At 61.1% G+C, this 24,035-nt stretch carries 25 protein-coding genes and 2 pseudogenes; 16 read left to right on the top strand and 11 right to left on the bottom strand.

Annotated features, from left to right (window positions below; translation table 11 throughout):
* Positions 1 to 19: 19 nt before the first annotated feature.
* Positions 20 to 904 (bottom strand): LysR substrate-binding domain-containing protein, encoded by an 885-nt coding sequence (locus tag AC1MDC_RS22770; protein WP_085698792.1) that lies wholly within the window; start codon positions 902 to 904, stop codon positions 20 to 22.
* Positions 905 to 1,065: 161 nt separating this feature from the next.
* Between AC1MDC_RS22770 and AC1MDC_RS22765 the strand changes: the two genes are divergently transcribed.
* A complete protein-coding gene (locus AC1MDC_RS22765) occupies positions 1,066 to 1,554 on the top strand; it encodes a GFA family protein (protein ID WP_480393707.1) in 489 nt (162 codons plus the stop codon).
* 34 nt (positions 1,555 to 1,588) lie between these two features.
* On the opposite strand, the gene AC1MDC_RS22760 is transcribed toward AC1MDC_RS22765, so the two are convergent.
* Positions 1,589 to 2,794 carry a molybdopterin molybdotransferase MoeA gene (locus AC1MDC_RS22760; protein ID WP_480393706.1) on the bottom strand — a complete coding sequence of 402 codons (1,206 nt, stop codon included), beginning with the start codon at positions 2,792 to 2,794 and terminating at the stop codon, positions 1,589 to 1,591.
* Positions 2,791 to 3,330, bottom strand: coding sequence for a molybdenum cofactor biosynthesis protein B (gene moaB / locus AC1MDC_RS22755; protein ID WP_179695525.1), 540 nt, complete (start codon positions 3,328 to 3,330; stop codon positions 2,791 to 2,793). The genes AC1MDC_RS22760 and moaB overlap by 4 nt, the downstream gene beginning before the upstream one ends.
* A 298-nt stretch (positions 3,331 to 3,628) precedes the next feature.
* Between moaB and AC1MDC_RS22750 the strand changes: the two genes are divergently transcribed.
* The 8 genes and pseudogenes from AC1MDC_RS22750 to AC1MDC_RS22715 all read left to right on the top strand — a co-directional run bounded on the left by AC1MDC_RS22750 (position 3,629) and on the right by AC1MDC_RS22715 (position 10,986).
* A complete protein-coding gene (locus AC1MDC_RS22750) occupies positions 3,629 to 4,528 on the top strand; it encodes a LysR family transcriptional regulator (RefSeq protein WP_234204858.1) in 900 nt (299 codons plus the stop codon).
* Between the two features lie 109 nt (positions 4,529 to 4,637).
* Entirely contained in the window at positions 4,638 to 5,480 is an 843-nt protein-coding gene (gene fdhD, locus AC1MDC_RS22745) for a formate dehydrogenase accessory sulfurtransferase FdhD (RefSeq protein WP_480393705.1), read from the top strand.
* Positions 5,477 to 5,962 carry a cyclic pyranopterin monophosphate synthase MoaC gene (gene moaC, locus AC1MDC_RS22740; protein ID WP_480393704.1) on the top strand — a complete coding sequence of 162 codons (486 nt, stop codon included), beginning with the start codon at positions 5,477 to 5,479 and terminating at the stop codon, positions 5,960 to 5,962. Before fdhD ends, moaC begins: the two co-directional genes overlap by 4 nt.
* Positions 5,959 to 6,210, top strand: coding sequence for a MoaD/ThiS family protein (locus AC1MDC_RS22735; RefSeq protein ID WP_085698778.1), 252 nt, complete (start codon positions 5,959 to 5,961; stop codon positions 6,208 to 6,210). The genes moaC and AC1MDC_RS22735 overlap by 4 nt, the downstream gene beginning before the upstream one ends.
* Positions 6,200 to 6,352: pseudogene (locus tag AC1MDC_RS22730) on the top strand (molybdenum cofactor biosynthesis protein MoaE); the annotation flags it as partial. The gene AC1MDC_RS22735 and the pseudogene AC1MDC_RS22730, both read left to right, overlap by 11 nt.
* Before the next feature lie 71 nt (positions 6,353 to 6,423).
* The gene (gene chrA / locus AC1MDC_RS22725; protein WP_480393703.1) at positions 6,424 to 7,770 is read left to right on the top strand and encodes a chromate efflux transporter; all 1,347 of its coding nucleotides are present in this window, start codon (positions 6,424 to 6,426) and stop codon (positions 7,768 to 7,770) included.
* 423 nt (positions 7,771 to 8,193) lie between these two features.
* Complete coding sequence (locus tag AC1MDC_RS22720; RefSeq protein WP_480393702.1) at positions 8,194 to 9,558, top strand: glutamine synthetase family protein; 1,365 nt, start codon at positions 8,194 to 8,196, stop codon at positions 9,556 to 9,558.
* Between the two features lie 144 nt (positions 9,559 to 9,702).
* Positions 9,703 to 10,986: an NAD(P)/FAD-dependent oxidoreductase gene (locus AC1MDC_RS22715; RefSeq protein ID WP_227235240.1), complete on the top strand. Its 1,284-nt coding sequence runs from the start codon at positions 9,703 to 9,705 to the stop codon at positions 10,984 to 10,986.
* Between the two features lie 49 nt (positions 10,987 to 11,035).
* Here AC1MDC_RS22715 and AC1MDC_RS22710 read toward each other — a convergent pair whose 3' ends face one another.
* Both AC1MDC_RS22710 and AC1MDC_RS22705 read right to left on the bottom strand, forming a co-directional pair.
* On the bottom strand, positions 11,036 to 11,821 hold the full coding sequence (locus AC1MDC_RS22710) for a DeoR/GlpR family DNA-binding transcription regulator (RefSeq protein WP_480393701.1): 786 nt from the start codon (positions 11,819 to 11,821) through the stop codon (positions 11,036 to 11,038).
* Positions 11,822 to 12,094: 273 nt separating this feature from the next.
* Positions 12,095 to 12,610 carry a transporter suffix domain-containing protein gene (locus AC1MDC_RS22705; RefSeq protein ID WP_480393700.1) on the bottom strand — a complete coding sequence of 172 codons (516 nt, stop codon included), beginning with the start codon at positions 12,608 to 12,610 and terminating at the stop codon, positions 12,095 to 12,097.
* 131 nt (positions 12,611 to 12,741) lie between these two features.
* Here AC1MDC_RS22705 and AC1MDC_RS22700 point away from each other — a divergent pair, with 131 nt between their 5' ends.
* The 3 genes from AC1MDC_RS22700 to AC1MDC_RS22690 are packed head-to-tail and all read left to right on the top strand — an operon-like array spanning position 12,742 to position 16,400.
* A complete protein-coding gene (locus AC1MDC_RS22700; protein WP_480393699.1) occupies positions 12,742 to 14,295 on the top strand; it encodes an efflux transporter outer membrane subunit in 1,554 nt (517 codons plus the stop codon).
* On the top strand, positions 14,288 to 15,385 hold the full coding sequence (locus AC1MDC_RS22695) for an HlyD family secretion protein (RefSeq protein ID WP_480393698.1): 1,098 nt from the start codon (positions 14,288 to 14,290) through the stop codon (positions 15,383 to 15,385). The genes AC1MDC_RS22700 and AC1MDC_RS22695 overlap by 8 nt, the downstream gene beginning before the upstream one ends.
* Positions 15,375 to 16,400 carry a DUF2955 domain-containing protein gene (locus tag AC1MDC_RS22690; protein WP_480393697.1) on the top strand — a complete coding sequence of 342 codons (1,026 nt, stop codon included), beginning with the start codon at positions 15,375 to 15,377 and terminating at the stop codon, positions 16,398 to 16,400. Before AC1MDC_RS22695 ends, AC1MDC_RS22690 begins: the two co-directional genes overlap by 11 nt.
* An 18-nt stretch (positions 16,401 to 16,418) precedes the next feature.
* Here AC1MDC_RS22690 and AC1MDC_RS22685 read toward each other — a convergent pair.
* Positions 16,419 to 16,712, bottom strand: a pseudogene (locus AC1MDC_RS22685) (AbrB family transcriptional regulator); the annotation flags it as partial.
* 74 nt (positions 16,713 to 16,786) lie between these two features.
* Between AC1MDC_RS22685 and AC1MDC_RS22680 the strand changes: the two are divergent.
* The 3 genes from AC1MDC_RS22680 to AC1MDC_RS22670 all read left to right on the top strand — a co-directional run bounded on the left by AC1MDC_RS22680 (position 16,787) and on the right by AC1MDC_RS22670 (position 18,247).
* A complete protein-coding gene (locus tag AC1MDC_RS22680; protein WP_480393696.1) occupies positions 16,787 to 17,062 on the top strand; it encodes a hypothetical protein in 276 nt (91 codons plus the stop codon).
* Between the two features lie 7 nt (positions 17,063 to 17,069).
* The gene (locus AC1MDC_RS22675; RefSeq protein WP_227235228.1) at positions 17,070 to 17,690 is read left to right on the top strand and encodes a hypothetical protein; all 621 of its coding nucleotides are present in this window, start codon (positions 17,070 to 17,072) and stop codon (positions 17,688 to 17,690) included.
* A 125-nt stretch (positions 17,691 to 17,815) separates the two neighbouring features.
* Complete coding sequence (locus AC1MDC_RS22670; RefSeq protein WP_227235227.1) at positions 17,816 to 18,247, top strand: hypothetical protein; 432 nt, start codon at positions 17,816 to 17,818, stop codon at positions 18,245 to 18,247.
* Between the two features lie 74 nt (positions 18,248 to 18,321).
* Here AC1MDC_RS22670 and AC1MDC_RS22665 read toward each other — a convergent pair whose 3' ends face one another.
* Positions 18,322 to 18,735, bottom strand: coding sequence for a hypothetical protein (locus tag AC1MDC_RS22665; RefSeq protein WP_480393695.1), 414 nt, complete (start codon positions 18,733 to 18,735; stop codon positions 18,322 to 18,324).
* A 588-nt stretch (positions 18,736 to 19,323) separates the two neighbouring features.
* Here AC1MDC_RS22665 and AC1MDC_RS22660 point away from each other — a divergent pair.
* Positions 19,324 to 19,611, top strand: coding sequence for a fructose-bisphosphate aldolase (locus AC1MDC_RS22660; RefSeq protein WP_480393694.1), 288 nt, complete (start codon positions 19,324 to 19,326; stop codon positions 19,609 to 19,611).
* Between the two features lie 45 nt (positions 19,612 to 19,656).
* Here AC1MDC_RS22660 and AC1MDC_RS22655 read toward each other — a convergent pair whose 3' ends face one another.
* From AC1MDC_RS22655 to AC1MDC_RS22640, 4 genes are all read right to left on the bottom strand, one after another.
* On the bottom strand, positions 19,657 to 20,331 hold the full coding sequence (locus tag AC1MDC_RS22655; protein WP_480393693.1) for a hypothetical protein: 675 nt from the start codon (positions 20,329 to 20,331) through the stop codon (positions 19,657 to 19,659).
* A gap of 35 nt (positions 20,332 to 20,366) precedes the next feature.
* Positions 20,367 to 20,915: a cupin domain-containing protein gene (locus tag AC1MDC_RS22650; RefSeq protein ID WP_011333561.1), complete on the bottom strand. Its 549-nt coding sequence runs from the start codon at positions 20,913 to 20,915 to the stop codon at positions 20,367 to 20,369.
* 266 nt (positions 20,916 to 21,181) lie between these two features.
* Positions 21,182 to 22,465: an NAD(P)/FAD-dependent oxidoreductase gene (locus AC1MDC_RS22645; RefSeq protein WP_085698738.1), complete on the bottom strand. Its 1,284-nt coding sequence runs from the start codon at positions 22,463 to 22,465 to the stop codon at positions 21,182 to 21,184.
* A 52-nt stretch (positions 22,466 to 22,517) separates the two neighbouring features.
* Positions 22,518 to 24,008 (bottom strand): aldehyde dehydrogenase, encoded by a 1,491-nt coding sequence (locus tag AC1MDC_RS22640; RefSeq protein WP_085704185.1) that lies wholly within the window; start codon positions 24,006 to 24,008, stop codon positions 22,518 to 22,520.
* Between the last annotated feature and the right edge of the window lie 27 nt (positions 24,009 to 24,035).

Raw genomic sequence — 24,035 nt, 5'->3', positions numbered from 1 at the left:
AACAGTTGAATTCAACTCATCAATCCGCCAGCTGATCGTTGAACCACTCCAGCATCTGCGCCACCGCCGGACGCTCGAGCCGCACCCGCTCGCAAACCAGCGCGTATTGGCCCAGCGCGGTCATGCTGGAGGTGAACGGTCGCACCAGACGCCCGCTCTGCAAGTCTTCCTGCGCCGTGAGATTGTCGCCCATCGCCACGCCCTGCCCTTGTGCCGCCGCCTCCAGCGCCAGCCCGGCGTGGGCGAAATACAACTGACGCTCCGGACGCAAGTCGCCAGCATGGCTGGTAAGCCACGCGGTCCAGGTCTTGCCGTCCTGATCGTCGTGCAGCAGGCAATGGCGGGCCAGGTCCTTCGGGGTTTTCAGAGTGCCCTGGTTGAACAGGCCGGGGCTGCACACCGGGAAGAACTGCAACGCCGGCAACGGGCGGACGAAGTACGCGCTGCTGTCCACCGGGCCGGTGCCGTAAGTGATCGCCAGATCGATGTCCTCACCGGGCGCGGTGGCGTCGATCGGTTGTTCGTAGAGGTGCAAGGTGATGTGCGGATAGCGCGCGTAGAAATCGGTGAGACGGTTCATCAGCCACTTCTGCGCCAGCTCCGCCGTGACCGCCAGCCGCAACACGGCGAGCGAGGACGGATCGCGCAATTCATCGCAGGCATCGCCGATCAGCTCAAAGGCCTGTTGCAGGCTCTGCATCAAGCGCCCGGCGGCGATGGTCGGGCGAATCTGCCGGCCTTCGCGGATGAACAGCGACACGCCCAGTTGCTCTTCGAGCTGGCGGATCTGGTGGCTGACGGCGCTGTCGGTGACGCACAGTTCGGCGGCGGCACGGCCGAAATGCGCGTGGCGGGCGGCGCATTCGAAGGTCCGCAGGGCGGCCAGGGAAGGTAGTCGGCGCATGGGTTGGGGTCCCTTTTTTGCGGACATGCTGACCTTCGGATTCGTGGGCGTCCAGTTGTACCGCTTTATCGTTCATCGCGAGCAAGCTCGCGATAGCGGCGGCACAGGCGCGACATCTCTTCTAGGCTGAACCGCACCGACAAAAAATCCGGAGGCCACTCATGCACCTCGAAGGCTCCTGCCACTGCGGCGCGGTTTCATTCACCCTCGACAGCGCCCACCCCTACCCTTATCAACGCTGCTACTGCTCGATCTGCCGCAAGACCCAGGGCGGTGGCGGCTTTGCCATCAACCTCGGCGGCGACGCGGCCAGCCTCAAGATGCGCGGGCGCAAACACATCACGATTTACCACGCGAAAATGAAAGACGAAGGCGATGCCCGCGCCCACCGCAGCACCGCCGAACGGCACTTCTGCTCGCTGTGCGGCAGCGGTCTATGGCTGTTCAGCCCGGAGTGGCCGGAGCTGATCCACCCGTTCGCCTCGGCCATCGACACGCCGTTGCCGGTACCGCCGGAACACACTCATCTGATGCTAGGCTCGAAAGCGCCGTGGGTCGAAGTCCAGGCCAGCGCGAAAGATCAGCAATTCGAGGTCTACCCGGAAGAATCCATCGCCCAGTGGCACGAACGACTGAAATTGACCCGGTAGCTGCCCCCAGTCTCCGACAGATTGTTGATCGCGCTCAGAACAGCTCGCTGAACGGAATGAAACGCAACGGATCACCCATCTGCAAGGTGCTGTTTTCGGGGATTTCCACCAGTCCGTCGGCCCAGGTTGCGCCGAGCAAAACCCCGGAACTCTGGTTCGGATAAAGCGCCGCCCGCCCGCCTTCCAGACGCACCCGCAGGTATTCGCGGCGGCTGCCGGGTTTCGGCCAGTCGAAGCCGGCGTTGACCGTGAAGCTCAGCGGCATCACCTCCTCCACGCCTTGAATGCGCAGCAGATACGGGCGCGCCAGCAGGCCGAAGGTCACCAGTGCCGAAGTCGGATTGCCCGGCAAACCGATCACCGGCACCGTGCCGAAATGGCCGACCGTCAGCGGTTTGCCGGGCTTGATCGCCAGTTTCCACAGCAGCGGCTTGCCGTTGTCGCGCAGCACCTGGCCGAGGCAATCGGCGTCACCGGCAGATACGCCGCCGGTGGTCAGAATCAAATCGGCCGCCACTTGCAGTTGCTCGAGTTTGAGCCGGGTCTGCGCCGGGCGATCGGGAAGAATGCCGGCGTCGATCACTTCGCAACCCAGTTCGCGCAACCAGTGGTCGAGCAAGGTGCGGTTGCTGTTGTAGAGGCTGCCGGGACGCAGCGGCTGCCCCGGTTCCACCAGCTCATCACCGGTCGACAGCAATGCCACGCGTGGGCGACGAACCAGCGGCAGATGAGTCATGCCCTGCCCCGCGGCGACAGCCAGTTCGAACGGGCCGAGGCGTTTGCCGGCGCGCAGCAGGGTGTCGCCAACGCGATTTTCCTGGCCTTGGGCGCGGATGTTCTGACCGGCCTTCAGCGGTTGCAGGAAACGTACGCGGCCGTCTTCCTGCACCTCGACGTTTTCCTGCATCTCCACGCAATTGGCGCCATTGGGCAACGGCGCGCCGGTGAAGATTCGTGCGCAGGTGCCAGGCAACAAGGTGTCCGGCGCCAGCCCGGCGTAGACCCGCTGCGACACGCTCAACGGCTGGCGATGCAGGTCGGCGAGGTTCAACGCGTAGCCGTCCATGGCACTGTTCGGCCATGGCGGCAGGTCGAGGGTGGCGACCAGATCGCTGGCCAGCGCACGTCCGCGCGCGTCATTGAGCGGCACGGATTCGCTGTCCGGCAGGCGTCGTTCATCGGCCATCGCCAACAGTTGGTCGAGAGCCTCCTCGACCGGCATCAATCCCGGCTTGCTCATCCGCGCGGCCCGCAGGCTTGCACCGGTTTGAGGTGCGGAACGAAGTTGCAGGGGCGGTGACGGTTATCCAGCTGTTCGGCGAGGATGCCTTCCCACGCGGTGCGGCACGCGCCGGTGGAGCCCGGCAGGCAGCACACCAGCGTGCCGTTGGACAGCCCGGCCAGCGCACGGCTTTGCACGGTCGAGGTGCCGATGTCGAGAATCGAGATGGCGCGAAACAGCTCGCCGAAGCCGTCGATCTGCTTGTCCAGCAGGCAAGCCACGGCTTCCGGGGTGCTGTCACGCCCCGTGAAACCGGTGCCGCCGGTGATCAGCACCACTTGAATGGTGTCGTCGGCGATCCACTGTGCAACCTGGGCGCGGATTTTGTACAGGTCGTCCTTGAGCAGGTTGCGTTCACTCAAGGTGTGGCCGGCTTCCAGCAGGCGGCTGACCAGCAACTGGCCGGAGGTGTCGCTGGCGTAGTCGCGGGTATCGCTGACCGTCAGCACGGCAATATTCAGGGGAACGAACAAGGCATCCGATTTAACACTCATGGCACTCTCCGACCGTCGTCAATTCAATGGATGACGAGCCTAAGTGCCGCTTGTGAGGACTGTCTAATCACTCTGGCCAACCACACTATCGACCTGCTCTATCGGTGATTTTTTCCAGCACTTCATTCCCTGTCCGGCCCAATGAAACCGGGCGTCATCGAAGCCCTCGATAAGCTCTTAAACACGGCCGATTGGACGAAAAAAGCCGTCGATGGGATCGTCGCTCCCTGCGCTTTCCGTGCGCCGTACGCATCTGCGTCAATACTCAATCAAAATTCCTTATCGAGCAGGTGCCGTCGTGGACATCAAACAACTCAAGTTCCTGATCGCGCTGGACGAAACCCGCCACTTCGGCCAGGCCGCCGCGCGCTGTCACATCACTCAGCCGACCCTGTCGATGCGCCTGCGCAACCTGGAAGACGAGCTGGATCTGGTGCTGGTCAATCGCGGTCAGCGCTTCGAAGGTTTCACCCAGGCCGGCGAACGCGTACTGGCCTGGGCCCGCACGCTGCTGGCGGCCCACGACGGGTTGTTCGCCGAAGCCGCCGCCTGCCGGGGGCAACTGGTCGGTAGCCTGCGTCTGGGTCTGGTGCCGCTGAGCAACTTCAATCCGGTCAATTACATTCAGGGTTTGTCCGGGATTTATCCGGAGCTGAAGTACAGCCTGTCGTCGCTGAGTTCGGACGAGATCATCGAAGGCCTGGGCAACAATCAGCTGGATTTGGGCGTGTGTTATCTGGACCACGTCAACCCGAACTATTTCGATTTTTTCGAGATTGGCGAAACCCGCGTCGGCCTGCTCTACGACACCCGCCATTTCCATTTCGAAGGCCCGGAAATGAGCTGGGAAGACGCCGCCGAGCTGCCGCTGGGAATGATCACCACCGGCATGCACTACCGCAAATCCATCGACCTGAGTTTTCGCAGTCGCGGGCTGAATCCGCAGCCGATCATGGAAAGCGATTCGACCTATCAGCTGTTGCAGGCGATTCACCAGGGTTTCTGCTGCTCGATCATGCCGCTGGACAGCGGTCTGCAAGAGCCGATCGAACACCTGGCTTTCATCAATCTGCCGGACGCCAGCGTGCTCGCGCCGCTGGGGCTGGTGATGCGCAAGACCGAACCGCGTTCGGCGATTGCCGAGAAGTGTTTTGCCGAGGCGCGCAAGATGTTCGGGATCGAGGCGCCTGCCGATTAACGCCTCCAGTGATCGACCAATCCAATCACTGCATCGGAACAAGCGATTGGACGCCTTTTTCCCTGCCCCGTAGCCTGAAACCACTTCAGCGCTTCGGGGACTTTTCAGGATGCTGTGCCAAGTTGAACAACCCATCGAACCGGGCGACGCCAACGCCCCCGCGCCCCAACCGGCGCAAGTGGCGTACCGCGAATACCTCGACAACGCGCCGGTGTCCCACGCGGCGCTGGCGGCCGAAATCGCACTGGCCATCAGCTACAACGGCCTGAATCAAGCCGTGATGATGGTCTCGCCAGGCAACATCGAGGACTTCATTCGCGGCTTCAGCCTGAGCAATGCGATCGTCGACCGCCTCGACGATATCCATGACATTCGCCTGACCCACTTCGACCAGGCCTGCCAGGCCGACGTGCAGATTTCCAGCCGTGCATTCTGGGCCCTGAAGGATCACCGGCGGCAGATGGCAGGCACCAGCGGCTGCGGCCTCTGCGGCGTGGAAGCCCTGGAGCAGGCGCTGCCGCAACTGGAAATCCTGCCCCCGACACCGCTGCCACCGGCGGCCCACTTCGACGGTATCCGCCAGCGCATCGAACAGGCCCAGCAACTGGCCCGCAGCAGCGGTGCACTGCACGCGGCGTTGTACTTCGACGCCGCTGGCGAAGCGCTGCTGTGTCGCGAAGACATCGGCCGCCACAACGCCCTCGACAAGCTAATCGGCGCCCTGCAATTCGAAGGCCTCGATGCGCGTCAGGGCTTCGTCGTGGTCACCAGCCGTTGCAGCCTCGAGCTGATCCACAAAGCCGTGCGCGCTCGCCTCGGCACCCTCGTCAGCCTGTCCGCCCCGACTGCGCTGACCGTGCGCTGGGCGCTCAAGCACCGCTTGAACCTGATCCACGTCCCGCACCACAACGCCCCGCGAATCTACAGCCCGATCCAGGAGCCCACCCCATGAGCGACACCCTCACCCACCTCGATGATCAGGGCCGCGCCAACATGGTCGACGTCAGCGACAAAGCGGCGACCCGCCGCGAAGCTACCGCGCAAGCCTGGGTGCAGATGCGCCCCGAAACCCTGCAAATGATCCAGTCCAACGGCCACCCCAAGGGCGACGTGTTCGCCGTGGCGCGGATCGCCGGGATTCAGGCGGCCAAGCGCACCCACGAGTTGATTCCGCTGTGTCATGCGCTGCTGCTCAGTTCGATCCACGTCGAGCTCAAGGCCTGCGAACCTGACCGCGTGCAGATCACCAGCACCTGCCGCCTCACCGGCCAGACCGGCGTCGAACTCGAGGCCCTGACTGCTGCCAGCGTTGCCGCCCTGACCATTTACGACATGTGCAAAGCGGTGGACCGGGCGATGGTCATCGGCGACATCTGTCTGCTGAGCAAACAGGGCGGCCGCTCCGGCCACTTTCAATGGGAGAACCCGCAATGATTCTGATCAACTACTTCGCCAGCTACCGTGACCGCCTCAATCTGGGCGGTGAAAAAATCCCGGCCAGCGACACCCTCATTTGTGTTGAGGACGTGCGGCAAATGCTGATGCAGCGCGGCGATCTGTGGCGTGAAGTGCTCGGCGCCGGCAACCTGATGTGCGCGGTCAATCAGGAGCTGTGCCAGCCGGATCAGGCGATCGAGGATTTCGACGAAATTGCGTTTTTCCCACCGGTTACGGGGGGTTGAGGCCTGTTCGTTCATCATGGATGTGCTGAAGACCCGTGCGCCGCTCTGGAAGCGTGAGACTACGCCGCAGGGCTCACATTGGGTCGAGGCGCGGCAGAGTGATCAGAATGCGGCGGCTCGCTGGAGTTTGGCGCATGCCTGACGGGTCACTGTCGGCTGCAACAAAAGCCTGATTAGATAGCGGCTCCTGCCAACTCGACCGTGGAGCCGCATTTGAGCACAACGCCCCCCGAGGACTTGCCCCGCCCCCAGCCCGTCAGCCTGCGTCAGGCCTGGCCTTTCTGGCTCAAACTCGGCTGCATCGGCTTCGGCGGCCCCGCCGGGCAGATCGCGATCATGCATCAGGAACTGGTAGAGCGCCGGCGCTGGATCTCCGAGCGGCGCTTCCTGCACGCACTCAATTACTGCATGTTGCTGCCCGGCCCCGAGGCCCAGCAACTGGCGACCTATATCGGCTGGCTGCTGCATCGAAGCCGTGGCGGCGTGCTGGCCGGGGCGCTGTTTGTGCTGCCTTCGCTGCTGATCCTGATTGCCCTGTCCTGGGTGTACATCGCGTTTGGCGACGTGCCGGCGGTGGCCGGGGTGTTTTACGGAATCAAACCGGCGATGACCGCGATCGTGCTGCACGCGGCCCATCGCATCGGTTCGCGAGCCTTGAAAAACAGCTGGCTGTGGGCGATTGCCGGAGCGGCGTTCGTGGCGATCTTCGCCTTCAACGTGCCGTTTCCGCTGATCGTGCTCGGCGCAGCGTTGATCGGTTATGTCGGCGGACGCTGGGCCCCGCAGCGCTTCAGCAACGGCGGTCATCGTGGTAGCGAAAAATCCTTCGGCCCGGCGCTGATCGATGACGACACAGCCCCGCCCGAGCATGTGCGGTTCAGCCTGCCGCGACTGTTGCGCCTGGTACTGATCGGCGCGCTGCTGTGGTGCCTGCCGATGGTGTTGCTGACCGCGCTGTTCGGCTGGAACGGCACCTTCACGCAGATGGGTTGGTTCTTCACCAAAGCGGCGCTGCTCACCTTCGGTGGCGCTTACGCCGTGCTGCCTTACGTGTATCAGGGCGCGGTGGGGCATTACGGCTGGCTGACGCCGACGCAGATGATCGACGGCCTGGCGCTGGGCGAAACCACGCCGGGGCCGCTGATCATGGTGGTCGCGTTTGTCGGGTTCGTCGGCGCTTACGTGCAACCGACGTTCGGCCCGCAACACGCGTTCGCCGCCGGTGCACTGGCCGCGACGCTGGTGACCTGGTTCACCTTCCTGCCTTCGTTCCTGTTCATCCTCGCCGGCGGGCCACTGGTGGAGTCGACCCACAACGAACTGAAATTCACCGCACCGCTGACCGCGATCACGGCAGCGGTGGTCGGGGTGATCCTGAATCTGGCGTGTTTCTTTGCTTACCACGTGTTCTTTCCCAAGGGTTTTGCCGCACAGCCTGATTTTTTTGCGCTGTTACTTGCGCTCGGCGCCACCCTCGCGCTGTTTGTTTTCAAGCGCGGCGTGATCGAGGTGTTGATCGTTTGCGCCCTCGTCGGGCTGGGGTTTCATCTGTTGCGCTGAGCCGGTAGCTTGCCGCGCCCATCGGAATCAGGCGTTTACTTATCCCGGACTTCCCCCTTACTATCCAGCCACACCGGCATGGCGGGACACTCCCGCCGCCGACGTTTTCCGCCAACGGAAACACGCGTCATGAGCACGTCACTACAACAATCGGAATCGTTGAACATCTCTGCACTGTGCGCCCTCCTTCACAGGGGCCGCGCATGAATCGCATCGTCAATCTCCCCATGGCCCTGAGCCGTTCCAAGCTGCGTCACTCCGCACGCCCGCCGGATATCTGCCTGCACGTCTGATCGCGCCGCTAAAAATCGCGACAGCTTCCCCTCTTTTTTCGATATCCCTGCCAGGACGCCCGAGCCTTTTGCCGCGCTGCGTCCGGCCCGAATCTGCGCGCCTGTGCGGCGCCATCGTGAGTGATTGATTATGAAATTCGCAGCCATTGAAGACGCCCGTAACTTCCTCAAGCAGAACCCCGACATCGACATGATCGAGCTGTTCATCCTCGACGCCAACGGCGTGCCGCGCGGCAAGTTGTTGCACCGCGAAGAACTGCTCGCGGTGTACGAAAGTGGCCGCCCGCTGCCAAGCACCATTCTCGGCCTGACCGTGCACGGCGAAGACGTGGAAAACTCCGGTCTGGTGTGGGACGTCGGCGACATCGATTGCCGCGCCTACCCGCTGGAAGGCAGTCTGGTGCGGCTGCCGTGGCGGCAGATTCCGACTGCGGCGGTGCAGGTCAGCATGCACCCGGAACAAGGCATGCCGGCGAGCATCGCCGACCCGCGTCATCTGTTGATCAAGGTCATCGACGCCCTCAAGGCCGAAGGCTACCACCCGGTGATGGCCTGCGAGCTGGAGTTCTATCTGCTCGACGCCAAGCGCGATCACAACGGTCGCCCGCAACCGGCGCTGGATGCCGACGGTGGTCGACCGAGGCACACACAGGTCTATGGATTGCGTGAGCTGGAACAGATCGAGCCGTTCCTCGCCGACCTCTACAGCGCCTGCAAACTGCACGGCATTCCGGCGCGCACGGCGATCTCGGAATACGCGCCGGGCCAGGTGGAAATCACCCTCGAACACGGCGATGCGCTGGAGGCGATGGACCAGGCCGTGCGCTACAAACGGCTGGTCAAGGCCGTGGCGCACAAGCACGGGATGCAGGCGACCTTTATGGCCAAGCCGTTCGATCACCTGGCCGGCACCGGCATGCACATGCACGTCAGCCTCGCCGATGCCGAGGGACGCAATCTGTTTGCCTCCGAAGACCCGGCCGGCACCCCGCTGCTGCGCACGGCGATTGGCGGGATGCTCGCCTCGCTGCTCGATTCGCTGCTGCTGTTCTGCCCGAACGCCAACTCCTACCGCCGTTTCCAGGCCAACAGCTACGCGCCACTGGCGCCGACCTGGGGCGTCGACAACCGCACCGTCAGCCTGCGCGTGCCCGGCGGCCCGGCCAACACCCGGCACATCGAACACCGCATCTGCGGCGCCGATGCCAACCCGTATCTGGCAGCGGCCGCGATCCTCGCGGGCATTCATCGCGGGATAAAAGAAGACATCGATCCGGGTGAGCCGGTGGAGGGCAACGGTTACGCGCAGGCGAAAGAACTGCTGCCGACCGACTGGCTGACCTCGCTCACGGCATTGGAAAATTCGGCGTGGGCACGGGATGCGCTGGGGCAGGAATTCCTCGGGGTGTATCTGGCAGTCAAACGGGCGGAGTACCGGCAGTTCATGGCCGAAGTGGGTGAGCAGGACTGGCGCTGGTACCTCACAGAAGCCTGATTAATCACTCCGCCCCTTGTGGGGGCGAGCTTGCTCGCGAAAGCGTCGTCACATTCAACATTTCAGGTGACTGACACAACGCATTTCGCGAGCAAGCTCGCTCCCACAGGGTCCGTGCACCGACTCCCGAATCTGGACACTGAAATGACTGAACGCAGCAATTCCTACTACACCGCCACCCTCAACCGCGACACCGACTACCCGACCCTGCAAGGCCGGCACAAGGTCGATGTGGTAATCATCGGCGGCGGTTTCACCGGCGTCGCCACGGCTGTCGAGCTGGCGGAAAAAGGCCTGAAAGTCGCCATCGTCGAAAGCCACAAGATCGGCTGGGGCGCCACCGGGCGCAATGGCGGTCAGGTGACCGGCAGCCTGTCCGGCGACGGCGCGATGCGCAAACAGATGCGCAACACCTTGGGCGATGAGGTCGACGACTTCATCTGGCACCTGCGCTGGCGCGGCCACGAAATCATCCAGCAACGGGTCGAGAAATACGGCATCGATTGCGACCTCAAGCACGGTCATTTGCATGCGGCGTACAAGCCGAGCCACATGGACGGCTTGCGCAACGACTACAACGAAGCCGTGCGTCGCGGCATGGGTGATGAGGTCAGCCTGCTCGACCGCAGCCAAGTGCGTGACCTGCTGCAAAGCGACCTCTATCACGGCGCAATCAAGAACACCCGCAACATGCACCTGCACCCGCTCAACCTGTGCATCGGTGAAGCGCGGGCGGCGGAAAGCCTTGGCGCGCTGATCTTCGAAAACAGCGAAGTGCTGGAGATCATCCACGGCGTCAGCCCCGGCGTACGCACCGCTCACGGGCAGATCGACGCCAATCAGGTCCTGCTGGCCGGCGACGTCTACCACAAGCTCGAACCGGGCCAGCTCAAGGGCAAGATCTTCCCGGCCATGGGCGGCATCGTCACCACCGAACCGCTGGGGGATCTGGCCAAGCAGATCAACCCCGAAGACCTCGCCGTTTACGACTGCCGCTTCGTCCTCGACTACTACCGCCTCACCGCCGACGGTCGCCTGTTGTTCGGCGGCGGCGCCAACTACAGCGGCAAGGACTCACGGGACATCGCCGGCGAACTGCGGCCGTGCATCGAACAGACTTTCCCGGCGCTCAAAGGGGTGAAGATCGACTACCAGTGGAGCTGCGCGATGGGCATCGTCATCAACCGCATCCCGCAACTGGGCAAGCTCTCGGACAACGTCTGGTATTGCCAGGGCTACTCCGGCCACGGCATCGCCACGACCCACATCATGGGCGAAATCATGAGCCGCGCGATCACCGGGCAGATGCAGCAGTTCGACACGTTCGCCGCGTGCTCGCACATTCGCGTGCCGATGGGGGATCTGCTGGGGAATCCGATGCTGGCAGCGGGCATGTGGTACTACCAGATGCTGGAAAAACTGCGTTGATCGAACAGGCCCCATCGCCAGTGATGGGGCCTTTTTTTGCCGCAAAACCTCAGTCAGGCAACTGCTCAACCTCAATCCCCAACCGCCGATAATCCTCGACACTCCCCGACGTCACATGCCGCTCGGTGATCAGCGTATGCAAGCGCTCGCACGGCGCCACCACAAACGGTTCCACCGCGCCGAACTTGTCCGCCGTGGTCACGGCAATGACCCGCGCCGCACAGTCGAGCAGCGCCTGCTTGACCGGCACTTCATCGAAATGCAGCGAGGTGATGCCCACCTCCGGATGAATCGCGCAGACCCCGGTGATTGCCAGATCCGCCTTGATCCCCGACAGCAGCCGCAGCGCCTCATGACCACCGGCGGACATGGTTTTCGGATTCAACTGCCCGCCCGCCAGAATCACCTTGATGCCCGGATATTCGGACAACGCAATCGCCGTCATCGGCGATGCCGTGACCGCCGTGAGGTTGATATCCCTGGGCAACGAGCGCGCCACCTGCAACGCAGTGGAACCAGAGTCGAACATAACCGTTTGCCCGTTCCTGACCTGCTGCGCCGCCAATCGCGCCAGACGAATCTTCACCTCGTCGATCTCGTCCAGCCGGGTGAAGTAATCCTTGCCGGTGTCCTTGGGCCTCGGCAGCGCGCCGCCGTGCACCCGCTGCACCAGCCCGGCACTGTCCAGCTCGGCCAGATCACGGCGGATGGTGTCTTCCGACACCGCAAAATGCTGGCTCAACTCGGACGCCATGACCTTGCCGTCACGTTCGAGGATCAGCAGGATTTTCTGCCGGCGCAGGGAAGGAAGCTCGGAAGCGGAATGATCGTGCATGGTTTTGCCTGTTTGTGCTTGTCATTGCAGGTTTTTGCGAGCTTAGCCAAGCAAACAGGCAAACACAACGCCGGTATCAATGGCTTCGATCATTGGAATCACGAAGCCGAATTTTTTCTTTTGACCTGCCCCCGGCAGAATGGCCGCACTTTCAAAAGGACCAGGATGAACACCCCATGAACCTCAATTTCGCTTTTGCCTGCATGGTCGTCGTATCGTTTGCCATTGCGCTTGGGCATGCCTGATCGAAGGCGATTGCTGAAAAGTGCACTTTTATTCCGTAAACACCCGTGCCTTGCGCACGAACAACGCGTGCACCTTGTCCCAGAAATTGCCGCCCAGCACGAAAAAGCTGCCGACAAACATCAAGTCGCCCAGCGCCTGCATCTGCCAGAGGTTGGGCCGCACGCCTGGAAAGAAGTTGTCGAAATACGGCTCCAGGAAAGACGACAGCAGCGGCAGGCAGAACATCACCACGCCGATCTTGTGGCGCATCGGGCTGACTTCGGCCACCGGGGTCGGAATCACGCCGAAGATATAGCGGCCAATCGTGCGCTTGAGCTCGGCGAACCCGGCCTTGCCCATCACCGCAATCACCAGCAGCAACAGCACTTTATTGCTGATGAACAACACCCCGGTCAGCGCCGCGACTTTCGAGCCCGGTACATCGAGGGCGGCGGCAAGCGGCACCATCAACCACGAACCGAGCATCAGGCAGAGGATTGCCACGCCGACCTTGAAACGCCAATTGGCGCTGGCGGGGGCAAGCGGTTCTTGAGCAGTGTCCATGGTGTTTCCTACCTTTTCGTCGGGGGCGGTTCAGTGAAGTTCGCCTGAAAAAGCGTAGCAGCTGATTGCTTCGATCAACCTGCAATCTGCGGTCTATGCTCCAGTGACAATTCCCGTTGGGGCCACCCGGTATGCCTGCAACGCCAGCCCTGCTGATCCGTCCCGGCCACCTGTTGCTGCTCGGTGCGCTGAGCCTTGGTGGCTGCATGCGGCTGGGCCCGGATTTCCAGCCACCGGCCGAGGCCTGGAGCAAGCAGTGGCAAAGTCCGGCGCTGGAACAGGCCAGCGAACGCGGGGCGGTACCGGACCTGCGTCAGTGGTGGCAGGTGTTTGCCGATCCGGTGCTCGACCGCTTGATCAGCGACGCCGAAGCCCGCAACAGCAGCCTGAAGATCGCCGGTCTGCGGGTGCTCGAAGCCCGCGCGCAACTGGGCATCGCCGATAGCGGTCGCTACCCGCAATTGCAACAGGCCAGCGCCGACAGCCTGTACATCGACCGCCACCAATCCGGTGGCAACAATCCGCAGGACTTGCACTTCTGGCAGCACAGCGCCGCATTCGATGTCGGCTGGGAACTGGACTTCTGGGGCCGTTTCAGCCGCGCCATCGAGTCCGCCGACGCCAGCTACTTCGCCGCCCAGGCCAACTACGAAGACGCTCTCGTTCTGTTACGCGCTCAGGTGGCCGACACCTACTTTGCCCTGCGCACCACCGAAGCCCGGCTGCGAGTCGCCCGAGAAAACGCCGCCCAGCAAAAACGCAATTTCGAAATCACCGAAAAACTCTTTCGCAGCGGCCAGACCGCCGAACTCGACCTGCAACAAGCCAGAACCCAATACCTCGGCACCCTGAGCAGTATTCCAGCGTTCGAAGACCAGTTGCTGCGCACCCGTAATGCGCTGGCGGTGCTGGTCGGCCAGCCGCCCGGTGGCGCGGCGTTTCTGGCGGAACAATCGGGGCTGATTCCGCTGGTGGATCGCGCCGTGCTGCAGGATGTCCCGGCCAACCTGCTGCTGCGCCGTCCCGATGTGCGTGCGGCAGAGCTGAACGTTGCCGCGCAATCGGCGCTGGTCGGCGTAGCTGAAACCGATCTGTATCCGTCGCTGACGCTGCTCGGCAGCATCGTCTGGTCCAGCGACACCCTCGGCGCCACCCCGCGCAGCCTCGACCTGATCGGTGGCCCGAGCCTGCGCTGGAACCTGTTCGACTACGGTCGCATCCACAACAACATCCGCGTGCAGGATGCGCGCTTGCAGCAACTGATCGAAGCCTATCGCGACAAGGTCCGCCAGGCTGCCCGTGAAGCCGACGATGCCGCCAGCGGCCTGACCAAAGCGCTGGAACGCGAGCGCATTCTCGGCGAGGCCGAACGTGCGGCGCGACGTTCGCTGGTGCTGGCCAACACCCAATATCGTGAAGGTTATTCGGACTTTCAGCGGGTGCTCGACGCCCAACGTGCGTTGCTGGAGCTACAGGACAACTATCTGGTCAGCCGCAGCAACGCCGTGAGCAACCTGATCGCCCTGTACCGCGCCGTCGGCGGCGGCTGGCAAAGCGCCGGGCCGCAGATCGATCCAGCGACCCGCCAGCAAATGCAGCAACGCACCGACTGGGGGGATCTGCTGAGCGCCCCGCCGCCCCCACCGACCTATCCGATTCCCTCGCAGGTAGACCGCCATGAGTGATGAAGCGCCGCCGGATCCGGCGAAAAAAGGCATCCGCTGGGTGCTGCTGGTGATTGTGCTGAGCCTGGTCTGGTATCTGCTGGCCGACCGCTTTACGCCGTATACCCAGCAGGCACGGGTGGGCGCATTCGTGATCCCGGTGGCGGCGGAAGTCGCGGGCCGGGTGATCAAGGTCAACGTGCGCAACAATCAGGACGTGCAGGCCGGCGACATCCTTTTCGAACTTGATCCGCAGCCGCTGCAAATCGCTGTCGACCGGGCCCGCGCCGATCTGGAAAACACCCGTCGCACGGTCGGCGCCAGCACCGCCGGCATCGCGTCGGCCCAGGCGTCATTACGTGCGGCCCAGGCCAACGAGCTCAAGGCGCGCCAGGACAATCGACGGCTGGAAGACTTGTATAAAGAAGATCCGGGCACGGTGTCCGTAAGGCTTCTGGAAGTGTCCCGGGCCAACCACGAAGCGGCGCTCAGCCAGGTTGCCGCCGCCCGGGCCGAAGTGCTGCGCGCGCAGGAGCAAGAAGGCGGCAACACCGACACCAACGCCAAACTGCTCAGCGCCGCCGCCACACTGGCCAAGGCCGAACTGGATCTGGCCAACACCCGCATCCGCGCGCGCTCGGCGGGGCTGATCACCGACCTGCGCACCGACGTCGGCCAGTTTGCCGCTGCCGGCAGCCCGGTGATGACGCTGATCACGATCCAGGACGTGTGGGTCTCCGCCGACCTCACCGAAAACAACCTTGGCCGGATCAAGCCCGGCACGCCGGTGTCGATCATCCTCGACGCCCTGCCCGGCGAAGTGCTCGACGGCCGGGTACGCAGCGTCGGTTATGGCGTCAGCGTCGGCCAGACGCCGCCGCCCGGCACGCTGCCGACGATCCAGAACAGCCGCGACTGGCTGCGTCCGGCCCAGCGCTTTCCGGTGATCATCGAGTTCAGCGAAGAGGCGAAAAAGCGCCTGTTCGAGAGCCGTTCGATTCGCGCCGGCGGGCAGGCTGAAGTCATGGCGTTTCCCAGCGAAGGCAATCTGCTCAATCCGCTGGGCCGGGTGTTTGTCTGGCTGATGAGCTGGCTGTCGTATGCCTATTGAGCGCAGCGTCCCGGCGCAACGGGCCTTGCGCCTGGCTTGCGGCACGGCGTTGTGCACCGCCGCGAGTTACGGGCTCGCCTTGCCGTTGTCGTTTCTGTCGCCGGTGCTCGCGGTGTTGCTGCTGGCCAGCATGCCTCGACCGTTGCCGGTGAAAATGGCGCTGGTGCTGACTTTGGTCGCCGCATTCACCACCAGTCTCGGCCTGTTGCTGGTGCCGTTGCTGCGTTATTACCCGGTGTGCGGCGTGCTGCTGATCGGTGTCGGGCTGTTTCTGGTGTTCACTTACGGTTTGCGCGGCGGCAACGTGCTGATCATGACGTTTCTGGTGATCGGCATGACCATGATTTCCGCCGCAGGCTTCGCCTCATTCGAGCTGGCGATGGCGGTGATCGGCGCGCTGGTCAAAGGCCTGTTGCTGGCCGTCGTCATCGTCGGCCTGAGCCACGTCCTGTTCCCGGAACCGGCCAACAGCCCCGCGCCACCACCCGCCCCCGCCCTGCCCGCCGAAGACGTGCCCCGCGTAGCGATGCGCGCGACATTGATCGTGTTGCCGACCTTCCTGCTGGTGCTGATCGACCCCGCCAGCTACCTGCCGATCATCCTCAAAGCCGTCAGCCTCGGCCAGCAAAGCACCACCACCCGCACCCATCACGCCGGGCGCGAACTGCTCGGCTCGACCTTGCTCGGCGGGCTGCTGGGGGTGTTGTTCTGGTGCGCGTTGAGCCTGTTCGTGCACCTTTGGATGTTCTTTCTGTGGATGCTGCTGTTCGGGCTGTTGCTGGCGCGCAAACTCTATCGGTTGCACCCGACGCAACTGACGCCGTGGTTCTGGCTCAATACGCTGATCACCATGATTATCTTGCTCGGGCAATCGGTGGAGGACAGTGCGGCGGGTAAGGATGTTTACACCGCGTTTGCGGTGAGGATGGGGTTGTTCATTCTGGTGACGCTTTACAGCGGCGTGATGATGCACCTGCTCGTCGCACACCGGGAAAACCGTCAGGGCGTGACCTGACGACGGCATATCGATTTATCAAGCGTCTTCCCGCACCCGCCGAACCTGCACCAACAATGCCGGCGCAAAGTGCAGCACCACCATTCGCGCCATATGGTGGGTCAAGATAAACACCACATTCAGCCCGCCGGCGAACGCCACAATCGCGATGGTTTCGATGGCCCCCGGCATGTAGGCGAGCCATAGCGACAACGCATCGCTGCCCAACAATCGCGCCGCCGCCAATGCAAAAACCGCCGCGACCAGAATCATCAAACCCACCGACACCAACGCCGTGCGGCCATGACGTCCCAGTTCCGCGAGGCAAAGTCCCAGCAAAAGCGATTTTCACGCCTACCTCCCACAAAGTCACAAATGCCTTTATAAAAGGCGCAAGGGTTGTGCGGGTGTTCGGGATTGCATTCACTGCATACGATCTGAAAATCGCGACTGAAGAATCAATTAAACAAAACAGCATCAAGCCGATATCCGTTGAGGTTGTCAAACAGGCTGGTGGCTGGGGTGCGGCGATAGCCGGCGCCAGGATTGGCGTGGTGGTCGGAGCAGCAGTGGGAATCGAAACAGGCCCTGGCGCAGTTGTCAGCGGTGCTATCGGGGGCATTATATTTGGCACTGCCGGTTATTTAGGTGCTACTTGGCCAACTGAATATATGCAAGAGTGAGAGCAGCATGAGTTTTATCAAAAAAATAATTACACTGCTGAAGCCAGAACCTAGACAAGAGCAAATTGCCGGGTACAGCAAGCAGGAGCTTAAAAGCTTATTCTCTCGGCCTTTAGCTCATACCAACCTACCCGTTCAGCCTCCTACTACCTCATTGGAAAGCGCCGATATCTGCGCATTTTTTTCGCAGTTCCTTATCGAACCTAAAGATTTAGTTGAATTCGAAGCACTCGTTGAATCTCACTTCAGAAAAAATACTGAAAGAACCTTCAATGATCTTCCGGTATTTGAATACGAAAACGCTTTGAGCGGAGACCGACTGATATTCTTCGCATCTACTAGAGAATTCAACTCCGTCACTATTCGTTTGATAACGAACAGCCTTCACTTTCTAACGATGCTTAACCGCAAAAAATTCGCGGTTCCTCCGCCATGGTTTGCGTTCGAAGGCTACGAGCCTTCTTGGTGGGGAGGCAGCATGCAAGGTGCTCAAGAATATTACGACCACAACTATTTTTTCAGTTTTTTCACTCAATTGAGTGACGTCGAAAAGCAATCTTATTATTCGAGGTTTCGCGCAACTGATGAATGGATCGAAAGATTAGAGTTAATGTACGACACCGAGTGAGTTGAACAGGAGCATCTTCGCGTACTCTCACCGGAATGGTTGATGGAACCTTCCGAGACGACCCAACCTCGAAACCATAAGCGCCCCGCACCCGATCACACACGGCGCCATGGGAGAGTTCCAAGATGAACATCCGACTGTTGCTCCTGATCGCCACTTTCAGCGTCATCCCCACCTGCGTCATGGCCGAGGGATGCGACGTCAAGACCCGCTCCTCCAGCCCCTCGGTGCCCGCCGTCGAGACGCACAGCTGCTACGAATACGAAGGCATGCCGGTCAACGCCATCGACTGGTCATGCAGCAACGAAAGCAAGGACATGCTCAACAGCAGCAAAAACAAGGTCGAACACTGCGCCGACCACTATCAGGCCTCGTGTATCGCCACCCTCACCCAGGAATCCCTGGCCAACCCGCACTCCACCAGTAAGGATCAAAACGCCAAGGCCCTGAACATTCCGGACACCGCGCAAGTGACCACGTATTACTACGACGTGGAGCATCTGGCGCAGGCGCGGATTGATTGCGAGAACGGGGGTGGGCATTGGAAGGCGAAATAGCGGCGTTTAAGCTGTCTAGTCCTGAAAAAGGGACACCGATGGGTGTCCCTTTTTGGTCTCAATGACGGGTGGATTCAGCGCTTCATGGCCTCACACTGACTGCGCAGATCATGATCGCCGATTGACGAACAACTACTGCCCTTCTTCGCTTCACAAAACGCCCGCTGGTCATGATCACCAATGCTTGAACACGAACTGCCCTTCTCCGCTTCGCAGGCCGCGCGCATGTCGTGATCGCCGATGGAGGAACAGCTGCTGCCCTTTTTGGCTTCGCAAAAAGCGCGCTGGTCATGATCGCCAATACTTGAACACGAACTGCCTTTCTCCGCTTCGCAGGCCGAACGCAAGTCATGGTCGCCGATGGAAGAACAGCTGCTGCCTTCCTCCGTGGCCTGGCAATAACTGCGCTTGTCGTGATCACTGATACTGGAACAACTGGCGGAAACGTAACCGCTGAACAGCAACAACATTGCAAGAATCAATTTCATCTCACACTTCCTTGGGCTTGCCGGGAAACAGCCCTGCACTGGTTGATCCGTTCGAAATGAGCGTCGCGACACGCCAGCAAATTGACATCTCTTTTTAGGAAAGTTCCAAGACGAATGCAGTGCCGAATTTCGCGATCTGAAAACCTTGTAGGAAATCACTCCCCGTGGCGAGGGAGCTTGCTCCCGCTGGACTGCGAAGCAGTCCAAAACCTGCCGAAGCCTTTTCCTCTGACACACGGCAGCCCTTGATTTACGCCGGCTACGCAGCCGAACGGGAGCAATCTACCTCGCCCTAGGGGATGGATTTGCGTCCTACAGGCTGATTGCAGCGGTGGGGATCGGTGCCTAGAGTGGGTCTGTCGCTGAACGAATTTGGCGATAGGGTTTCGCAGCCCTAGCGAGCTAAGTCCACACCCGGCACAATGCGGCCCGGCTACTTGCCTGTGCTTCATTTTCATGGCGGTTGTGCGTGGGAGACCTTCGGGTCTGCCGGGTCTTAGCTCCTCGGTCTGCGAACCCACGCATAACTGCCACCCAACTCGTTTCGCAGCGAACGGTGGAAATTTTCTGAGCTAAGGATTTTTACCCATGACAAGTAAGTCACCGCAGTGCAACTACGCTCCAATGTCCCACCCCGCCACCGAGCATCCTGTTCTGTTCATTAACGCGGACGCCACAATCCGTGACCTCCATGCGTGCGCTAGCGAGCGCCTGAATGCCGCCCTTAAATACCTTGACCTAATGGCCTGCACCCGCCTTCACGACCATTCCGAACACGACATCAACACCGTCACCACCATCGCAAGAATCTTGGTTCAGGATGTGAATGATGTATTTCGAGTTATAGAACAACGAGGATTTGGCGTCATTGCCTAGAAAAATTGAAGGTGACGGACCTACACAAGTAAATCCGTCACGCTTTTATTCCATTTGTTGCACGGCAGTCATAAACTTCTGCACTTCCGAATCAAGCTCATCAAAGAACAAAACAAAAGAGTCAATCAGATTCGAAACAAACTCCGATTGAATATATACCCGATCACCTGGCTCACCACGCAACCCATCAGTCCGCTGCACAAATTTATTTAACTTGTCATTATCCTGAACCGGCAGAACTCCTCCTGCGTGCACCATCTTATTCCGAAGCCGACCTACCTCTTTTACAAAGGACAAACTTGAAATTCGACCAAGGTCAAAATTTGCAACCTTCGATAAGAACAAGAGAGCACGTTCAACGCCCATACCACTTATATCAGTCAGACGAAGTGGGGATTCTAAAGACTCGCCTATCGTCGAACACAACCCATTCAGCTGGTCCTCGAGGAAAACATATACGGCGACAACCAACGCGGACCTATGAATATCGGGATATTTATACTGATTAACATGCAAATCCCAAGCATAGGAATCGACAATTTCCTCGCGCGAGGCCTCCGGATACTTTTCAATAATTCCCTCAAGCTCTTTTTGGAGGGCCTCATCTTCGCGTTTCCACAAGGCCTCTGTACGCGAGTTAAATTCGGAGTAACTTAAAAGTTCATTTCTCGCCAAATGGCAGTAAAAACATAATCCATTTTCGAAAAAATCCACTTTCATAACTTCCCGCATCCCTGCCTATAGTTAATAAAGCCTCAAAAATTCGCCGGCGTATTCGCACTAATAATCTCCGCCTCATCCGCCCCGATATTCCGGAACTTGTGCGGCAGCGTCGTCGGGAAGTAATACCCGTCCCCGGCACTCAACACACTCACCTGCCCGTCCACCGTCAACTCGACCGTGCCACGGGTGACAAGCCCACACTCCTCACCCTCAGCGTGAACAATCGGCTCTTCCCCGGAACTGGCGCCCGGCGCGTATTGCTCGCGCAGCAAGCGCATCTGGCGGCTGGGGACCGAGGCGCCGATCAGCAGCAGGCGCAGGCCGTGGCGGCCGAGGTCGGGTTGTTCGTTGGCGCGGAAGACGTATTGGTGTTCGCGGGGAGGCTGGTCGAAGGTGAAGAAGTCGGCCAGGGACATCGGGATGCCTTCGAGCAGCTTTTTCAGTGAGCTGACGGAAGGACTGACACGATTCTGTTCGATCAGGGAGATGGTGGCATTGGTCACGCCGCTACGCCGGGCCAGCTCGCGCTGGGAGAGTTTGTAGCTTTCGCGTACTAGTTTGAGTCGAGAACCCGTATCCATGACAGCCTTATGTGAGAACGACTTAAGGGTAATGGGGGTGGGTGGCGGGTGCCGCGCAAGGCGCGCGGATCACGTTGCTCCCGTGTCCCGGAACCGTGAAAGGCGGCTATTAAATCACGTTTGTCGGTGTTGCTCAGCAGGTTCGATGGACGGCACCTGAAAAGAGCCTGTTGATGGTAATTGCGGGTCAGGCACAAGACCTGTGGGGTTGCTTGCCAAGTAAAAAACCGGCGGCGCCTGTGCGGGGCCACCGCCGGGGAGGTTAATCAGATGCCGAAACGGTCGCGCAGCGAGTAATACACCGCGCCGAGGGCGGTCAGCGGGGCCGAGAAGGTGCGGCCGCCGATCATCGGCATGTGTGGCAGCGAGGCGAAGGCGTCGAAACGTTCGGCGTCGCCGCGGATCATTTCCGAGATCAGTTTGCCGGCCAGGTGCGAGCAGGTGACGCCGTGACCGCTGTAGCCCTGCATGTAGTAGGCGTTTTTCTCGATGCGGCCGAATTGCGGCATGCGTGACATGGTCAGCAGGAAGTTACCGGTCCAGCGGTAGTCGATTTTCACGTCCTTGAGCTGCGGGAAGGTCTTGAGCATTTTCGGGCGGATCAGGGTTTCGATGTCGTCCGGTTCACGGGCGCCGTACACCACACCGCCGCCGTAGAGCAGACGGTTGTCGGCAGTGAGACGGTAGTAGTCGAGCAGGTAGTTGCAGTCTTCGACGCAGTAGTTGTTGGTGATCAGGCTGCGGGCCTGTTTTTCGGTCAGCGGTTCGGTGACGCAGATCTGCGAGCCGCACGGCATGCTCTTGGCGGTCACGCGGTTGTCGAGGCCTTGCGGCAGGTAGGCGTTGCCGGCGATCAGCAGGTACTTGGCGCGGACCTGGCCTTTGGCGGTGCGCACGACGTTGGGCTCGCCGTATTTGATTTCCACCGCAGCGGACTGCTCGTAGATCTTGCCGCCCAGACGCACGATGGCGGCGGCTTCACCGAGGGCCAGGTTCAGCGGGTGGATGTGGCCGCCCTGCATGTCCAGCAGACCGCCAACGTAGGCGTCCGAGCCGACTTCGCGGCGAATGTCCGCCGCGTCGAGCATCTTCAGGTTTTTATTGCCGTAGCGTTCCCAGCTGCGTTTTTGTTCGGCGAGGCCCTTGAGTTGCTTGTTGTTCATCGCTGCGAAAATACCGCCCGGGCGGTAGTCGCATTTGATGTCGTATTCCTTGATCCGCGAACGGATGATGTCGGCGCCTTCGAAGATCATGCTGCCGAGGATTTCCGCGGTCTTGTCGCCGTAGCGCTCTTCAATCACGTCGACGTCGCGGCTGTAGGAGTTGACCAATTGGCCGCCGTTGCGACCGCTGGCGCCGTAGCCGACTTTCGCCGCTTCCAGCACCGTCACTTTATAGCCGGCTTCGCTCAGGAACAGCGCCGAGGACAGGCCGGTGTAGCCGGCGCCGATGATGCACACATCGCAGTCCACCGACTCTTCAAGCGTCGGAAAATCGATCACTTCGTTGCGGGTGGCGGCGTAGTAGCTGTTCACGTGTTGCTGTTTCATTTTTTTATTCTCCGAGGGTCGCCGATTGCAGGCGACCACCGCTGTAAAAGAGTCAGAGCTTGATCCAGGTCGCTTTCAGCTCGGTGTACTTGTCGAACGCGTGCAGCGATTTGTCGCGACCGTTGCCCGACTGTTTGAAGCCACCGAACGGCGCGGTCATGTCGCCGCCGTCGTACTGGTTGACCCATACGCTGCCGGCGCGCAGGCCACGGGCGAAGGTGTGGGCCTTGCTCAGGTTGCTGGTCCAGACGCCGGCGGCGAGGCCGAAGATGCTGTCGTTGGCAATCTGCAGCGCTTCTTCAACGGTGTCGAAGGTGATCAGCGACAGCACCGGGCCGAAGATTTCTTCCTTGGCGATGGTCATGGCGTTGGTCACACCGTCGAAAATCGTCGGCTCGACGTAGGTGCCGCCGGTCTCTTCGAGGGTGCGACGGCCACCGGCGATCAGCTCGGCGCCCTGCTCCCGGCCGATGCTGATGTAGCGCAGCACGTTGTCCAGTTGACGCTGATCGACGACGGCGCCGACGTTGGTCGATGGATCGAGGGCGTGGCCCGGTTTCCACGCTTGCAGCGCTTCCACCAGCAACGGAATGAATTGCTCGCGGATCGAGCGCTCTACCAGCAGGCGCGAGCCGGCGGTGCAGACCTCGCCCTGGTTGAACGCAATGGCGCCGGCCGCCGCTTGTGCTGCCGCGCGCAAGTCCGGTGCGTCGGCAAACACCACGTTCGGGCTCTTGCCCCCTGCTTCGAGCCAGACGCGTTTCATGTTGCTTTGGCCGGCATAAATCATCAGTTGCTTGGCAATCGCCGTGGAGCCGGTGAAGGCCAGCACGTCGACGTCCATGTGCAGCGCCAACGCCTTGCCGACGGTGTGGCCGAAGCCTGGCAGGACGTTGAACACGCCTTTCGGAATGCCGGCATCCAGTGCGAGCTGCGCAATACGGATCGCGGTCAGCGGGGATTTTTCCGAAGGTTTGAGGATGAACGAGTTACCTGCCGCCAGCGCCGGGGCGAATTTCCAGCTGGCCATGATCAGCGGGAAGTTCCACGGCACGATGGCCGCCACCACGCCGGACGGCTCGCGAGTCACCAGACCGAGTTGGTCGTGCGGGGTGGCAGCGACTTCGTCGTAGATCTTGTCGATGGCCTCGGCGCTCCAGCGGATCGCGTTGGCGGTTGCCGGGATGTCGATGCTCATCGAGTCGCTGATCGGTTTGCCCATGTCGAGGGTTTCGAGCAGCGCCAGCTCTTCCTGGTGCTGCAGGATCAGATCGGCGAAGCGGATCAGGATGCGCTTGCGCTCGGCCGGGGCCTTGTTCGCCCATACGCCGGAGTTGAAGGACTGGCGCGCGACTTCAACGGCAAGGTTGGCGTCGGCTTCATCGGTGCTGGCCACGGAGGCCAGGAAACGGCCGTCGACGGGGCTCAGGCATTCAAAGGTCTCGCCGCTGATGGCCGGGCGGTATTCGCCGTTGATGAAGGCACGGGATTCGAGGGTCAGGGACTGGAAGCGTTGTTCCCAGTCGTTGCGGGTCATGGTCATGGGGGTGACTCACACAGGAAAATTAGT

The sequence above is a fragment of the Pseudomonas sp. 1 genome, from assembly GCF_056626735.1.
Note: the sequence above shows the minus strand (reverse complement) of the source record. Positions and strands in the feature narration are given on the sequence as shown.

What these genes read in the sequence shown, in the direction of transcription:
- AC1MDC_RS22770 (WP_085698792.1), bottom strand. Translation starts at nt 904, where the DNA reads ATGCGCCGACTACCTTCCCTGGCCGCCCTGCGGACCTTCGAATGCGCC.
- AC1MDC_RS22765 (WP_480393707.1), top strand. Translation starts at nt 1,066, where the DNA reads ATGCACCTCGAAGGCTCCTGCCACTGCGGCGCGGTTTCATTCACCCTC.
- AC1MDC_RS22760 (WP_480393706.1), bottom strand. Translation starts at nt 2,794, where the DNA reads ATGAGCAAGCCGGGATTGATGCCGGTCGAGGAGGCTCTCGACCAACTG.
- moaB (WP_179695525.1), bottom strand. Translation starts at nt 3,330, where the DNA reads ATGAGTGTTAAATCGGATGCCTTGTTCGTTCCCCTGAATATTGCCGTG.
- fdhD (WP_480393705.1), top strand. Translation starts at nt 4,638, where the DNA reads ATGCTGTGCCAAGTTGAACAACCCATCGAACCGGGCGACGCCAACGCC.
- moaC (WP_480393704.1), top strand. Translation starts at nt 5,477, where the DNA reads ATGAGCGACACCCTCACCCACCTCGATGATCAGGGCCGCGCCAACATG.
- AC1MDC_RS22735 (WP_085698778.1), top strand. Translation starts at nt 5,959, where the DNA reads ATGATTCTGATCAACTACTTCGCCAGCTACCGTGACCGCCTCAATCTG.
- AC1MDC_RS22720 (WP_480393702.1), top strand. Translation starts at nt 8,194, where the DNA reads ATGAAATTCGCAGCCATTGAAGACGCCCGTAACTTCCTCAAGCAGAAC.
- AC1MDC_RS22715 (WP_227235240.1), top strand. Translation starts at nt 9,703, where the DNA reads ATGACTGAACGCAGCAATTCCTACTACACCGCCACCCTCAACCGCGAC.
- AC1MDC_RS22710 (WP_480393701.1), bottom strand. Translation starts at nt 11,821, where the DNA reads ATGCACGATCATTCCGCTTCCGAGCTTCCTTCCCTGCGCCGGCAGAAA.
- AC1MDC_RS22705 (WP_480393700.1), bottom strand. Translation starts at nt 12,610, where the DNA reads ATGGACACTGCTCAAGAACCGCTTGCCCCCGCCAGCGCCAATTGGCGT.
- AC1MDC_RS22700 (WP_480393699.1), top strand. Translation starts at nt 12,742, where the DNA reads ATGCCTGCAACGCCAGCCCTGCTGATCCGTCCCGGCCACCTGTTGCTG.
- AC1MDC_RS22695 (WP_480393698.1), top strand. Translation starts at nt 14,288, where the DNA reads ATGAGTGATGAAGCGCCGCCGGATCCGGCGAAAAAAGGCATCCGCTGG.
- AC1MDC_RS22690 (WP_480393697.1), top strand. Translation starts at nt 15,375, where the DNA reads ATGCCTATTGAGCGCAGCGTCCCGGCGCAACGGGCCTTGCGCCTGGCT.
- AC1MDC_RS22675 (WP_227235228.1), top strand. Translation starts at nt 17,070, where the DNA reads ATGAGTTTTATCAAAAAAATAATTACACTGCTGAAGCCAGAACCTAGA.
- AC1MDC_RS22670 (WP_227235227.1), top strand. Translation starts at nt 17,816, where the DNA reads ATGAACATCCGACTGTTGCTCCTGATCGCCACTTTCAGCGTCATCCCC.
- AC1MDC_RS22665 (WP_480393695.1), bottom strand. Translation starts at nt 18,735, where the DNA reads ATGAAATTGATTCTTGCAATGTTGTTGCTGTTCAGCGGTTACGTTTCC.
- AC1MDC_RS22660 (WP_480393694.1), top strand. Translation starts at nt 19,324, where the DNA reads ATGACAAGTAAGTCACCGCAGTGCAACTACGCTCCAATGTCCCACCCC.
- AC1MDC_RS22655 (WP_480393693.1), bottom strand. Translation starts at nt 20,331, where the DNA reads ATGAAAGTGGATTTTTTCGAAAATGGATTATGTTTTTACTGCCATTTG.
- AC1MDC_RS22650 (WP_011333561.1), bottom strand. Translation starts at nt 20,915, where the DNA reads ATGGATACGGGTTCTCGACTCAAACTAGTACGCGAAAGCTACAAACTC.
- AC1MDC_RS22645 (WP_085698738.1), bottom strand. Translation starts at nt 22,465, where the DNA reads ATGAAACAGCAACACGTGAACAGCTACTACGCCGCCACCCGCAACGAA.
- AC1MDC_RS22640 (WP_085704185.1), bottom strand. Translation starts at nt 24,008, where the DNA reads ATGACCATGACCCGCAACGACTGGGAACAACGCTTCCAGTCCCTGACC.